This window comes from Vibrio sp. OPT46 (genome assembly GCF_015163535.1).
Taxonomy (GTDB): Bacteria; Pseudomonadota; Gammaproteobacteria; order Enterobacterales; family Vibrionaceae; genus Vibrio; species Vibrio alginolyticus.
This window is the reverse complement of sequence record NZ_JADDYG010000898.1, coordinates 62,254-65,610: the sequence shown is the minus strand read 5'-3', so window position 1 is coordinate 65,610 and position 3,357 is coordinate 62,254. Positions and strand designations below refer to the sequence as shown.

Genomic DNA, 3,357 nt, shown 5'->3' with positions numbered 1-3,357 from the left:
ACGTGCAGACGGTGGTCTAGTGAAAGCGCGTAAAGGCATGGCTCGCTACAAAATGACCTTTAATGGCGTTGCAGCTCACGCAGGTAACGAGCCAGAGAATGGCCGCAGCGCAATCACTGAGATGGCGAATTGGATTCTGGCTGTCAATGCAATGACCAACTTTGAATCTGGTACTACGCTGAACGTCGGTATTGTTTCTGGTGGTAACGGCGCGAACATAGTTCCGGAACATGCTGAAGCGATCGTGGATGTGCGTTTCTGGAGCAACGAAGAGTACGATGATGTCGATAGCAAGCTAAATGGCATGCTGGAAACACCATTCGTTGATGGCGTGAGCATCGAGTTGGTTCGTGAAGCGTATAAGCCTTCTATGGTGCCAAGCCCACAAACAGAAAGCCTGATGATGCTAGTTGAAGAAGCGGCAAGTGAACTGGCTATCGACATCAATTGGAAGGAAGTCGGTGGTGGCTCTGATGCAAACAACACGGCGATTCTAGGCGTTCCAACTTTGGATGGTCTAGGGCCTATCGGTGCAGGCTTCCACAGTGACCAAGAGTACTTGTTGCTTGAGTCTATTGAACCACGTATCAAAATGCTGATGCGTGTATTGGAGAAGATTGCTCAATAAGGCATTCTGCTTCTAAAGCTTGGTTCCCAAAGCTGTTGGTTTCAAACCATTTGGTTTCCAAGACTTTTGATTTCCAAAACTTTTTGTTTCCAAAGCAATAATCCCCGGACTTCGGTTTGGGGATTTTTTTATCTAGCCATTTTGTTTCCTTTTTTCATTATCATTACTCGCTATTAATCCTACGTTCAGGTTCATCGCCTTAATATCTATGCCACAGTCATAAATTTAGGAGGCACGATGACCACAAGCATGTCTGTAAATTCGGCGCCCGATGACGTCTTAGACCAAACGATGCAAGCACCAGATGAGAAAACCTTCTGGCGCAAAATGAAAAATTCCGTCAAGAAAGCAGGCGAAGAGATTGCGGTTATGGGCATCAAATCATGGCTTGCGATGGCAGATTCCAATACTTCTGTTCGCCACAAAGCGATCCTTGGTGGCGCGTTAGCTTACTTTGTTCTCCCCACTGATATGGTGCCAGATGTACTAGCTGGTGTCGGCTTTACCGATGACATGGCAGCACTGACGCTAGCGGCGAACTCGGTCGGCAATGCCATCACCGACGAGCATGAAGAACAAGCGAGAGAAAAGCTGAGTTCGATGACGGAGTAGGGCAGCTATGACCTATTCTTTAGATTGCAGATAAAACAAAAGCCCCGATGTTTCCATCGGGGCTTTCATTTAGACAGGATAATTGAGTTTGGAAGGGTTTAAGCTTCCGCGCGTTTCAGATGCACTTCTTCTTCTGCGACCCCAGCTTTTGGATCGTTGAAGCGAGTTTCATCCAGAGCGCCTTCCGATTTAGCAACAATGATAGTCACTGCGCTGTCACCGGTGATGTTTACTGCGGTACGAATCATATCAAGTAGACGGTCAACACCCATGATGAGCGCGATACCTTCAAGCGGCAGACCAACTTGGTTCAATACCATAGCAAGCATGACAAGACCCACACCAGGAACACCTGCGGTACCGATAGACGCCAGAGTTGCCGTCATGATAACCATTAGGTAATCGCCCATAGTTAAATCAATATTGAAAGCTTGAGCAATAAACGCAGTTGCTACGCCCTGCATGATCGCCGTACCGTCCATGTTCACGGTTGCACCAAGTGGTACTGTGAACGATGATACACGGTTCTCAACACCCATGCGGTGCTTTGCTGTTTCCATTGTCACTGGAATCGTCGCGTTTGATGATGCGGTCGAGAAAGCAAACATGATCGCGTCTTCCATCTTACGCAGGAACGTAATTGGATTTAGACCAGTGAAACCTTTTAACATTAAGCTGTAAGTGACTAGGCCGTGCAGGACAAGCGTCCCCGCCAGTACTAAGAAGTACTCTGCCAGATTGACGATTGCGCCCAGACCAAGACCAGTAAATAGCTTCGCCATTAAGAAGAACACACCATAAGGCGCCAAGTTCATCAAAATCGCAACCAGTTTCATGATCACTTCATTCAGATCAGCGAAGAACGCTGCAATACGTTCACCAGGTTTGCCTGCTGCGCTGATCGCGATACCAAATAGTACCGCGAACACAATAACTTGCAGGGTTTTACCTTCAGCCATCGCACTGATAGGGTTGGTTGGGAACATATCGATGATCACCTGACCCAAAGATGGTGCTTCTGCTGATTTGAATGAACTTGCTGCGGTTAGGTCAGCGCCAGCACCTGGCTGGAACAGAGTACCCATAGTTAGAGCAAGCGTAATCGCGATAGCCGTTGTTGTAACGTAGAAAGCGAGGGTTTTACCACCCATGCGACCCAGTGTAGAAAGGTCTTTGAGAGAGCTAGTACCACAAACTAACGAAACAAATACTAGCGGTACAACAAGCATTTTTAAGCTGGCAACGAAGATCTGTCCACCAACTTCGAATAATCCATTAACAATGTATGCGTCGACAAATCCGTTGTCGGCAAAAAGTGTGCGAATTGCAAATCCTGTCAAGATACCCGCAACCATACCTAAAATTACGCGGCTGGTAAGCGACATCGGTTTCTTGGTATTCATGAGAACACTCCTTATAGTTATGCACCTTGAGTTCACTTCAAAGCGGCGAGCAGATTAGCAGCGGAGTGAGAAAATACGAAAGAATAATCCTCTAAATGGTTAATAGATGTGAACTTTATCACTAATAAAAATGGGATTTTAACCAAATATTAACGAATTGGCCGGATGAAAAGTTTGTATTTTAACACTTTTATCGAATATACAACCGATAACAAAGAGGATTTACAATAAATTTTAATAAGAGATAGAGTGCATACTCTCTTTGAGTGGATGCATTTCTGCATAACTATTTAAGTTGTATTCAGACTAGCGGTCGCTTCTTTAGGGATAATTTAGTATTGAGTGTTCATCAGAGCCAACGAACCCTTTATGCTTTCATATTTGTCAACTCAATGATGGTTGGCAAGTGTAGTTAGTTGGAGGTGATCCCAGCTCCAATAACTTTGACTGGTATTTTTAATCCCTCCAACCCAATAGCATTGTTTCGCTCGTATTAAGCCTTCCAAACACTGCTTGCCAGCCTCAGTGATACGGACGCTTTGTTCCCACCAGTGCCTTTCACGTGACTCAATCGTGATCAAAGGTGTTTGACACTGTGCTAGAGGGAGGAGTAACGCGTAAAACATCACGTCTCCTAGGTAAGGAAGAGGTTCTAGTTGTTGATATTGCTCAAACCAATCTTTGATGGGAATTGAACGATTTTGCGAGCTCAAG

3 protein-coding genes and 1 pseudogene are annotated in these 3,357 nt (G+C 45.5%); 2 read left to right on the top strand and 2 right to left on the bottom strand.

What is annotated here, in order from left to right; translation table 11 throughout:
- The coding region (locus IQR33_RS35055; RefSeq protein ID WP_228014248.1) for a M20/M25/M40 family metallo-hydrolase at positions 1-628 on the top strand (628 nt) is incomplete at its 5' end.
- 237 nt (positions 629-865) lie between these two features.
- Entirely contained in the window at positions 866-1,240 is a 375-nt protein-coding gene (locus IQR33_RS31735; protein ID WP_193837786.1) for a YkvA family protein, read from the top strand.
- Between the two features lie 98 nt (positions 1,241-1,338).
- Here the strand turns inward: IQR33_RS31735 and IQR33_RS31730 are convergent, their stop codons facing one another.
- Both IQR33_RS31730 and IQR33_RS31725 read right to left on the bottom strand, forming a co-directional pair.
- Positions 1,339-2,643, bottom strand: coding sequence for a dicarboxylate/amino acid:cation symporter (locus tag IQR33_RS31730; protein ID WP_176311354.1), 1,305 nt, complete (start codon positions 2,641-2,643; stop codon positions 1,339-1,341).
- Between the two features lie 389 nt (positions 2,644-3,032).
- Positions 3,033-3,357 (bottom strand): annotated as a pseudogene (locus IQR33_RS31725) (hypothetical protein); the annotation flags it as partial.

What these genes read in the sequence shown, in the direction of transcription:
- IQR33_RS31735 (WP_193837786.1), top strand. Translation starts at nt 866, where the DNA reads ATGACCACAAGCATGTCTGTAAATTCGGCGCCCGATGACGTCTTAGAC.
- IQR33_RS31730 (WP_176311354.1), bottom strand. Translation starts at nt 2,643, where the DNA reads ATGAATACCAAGAAACCGATGTCGCTTACCAGCCGCGTAATTTTAGGT.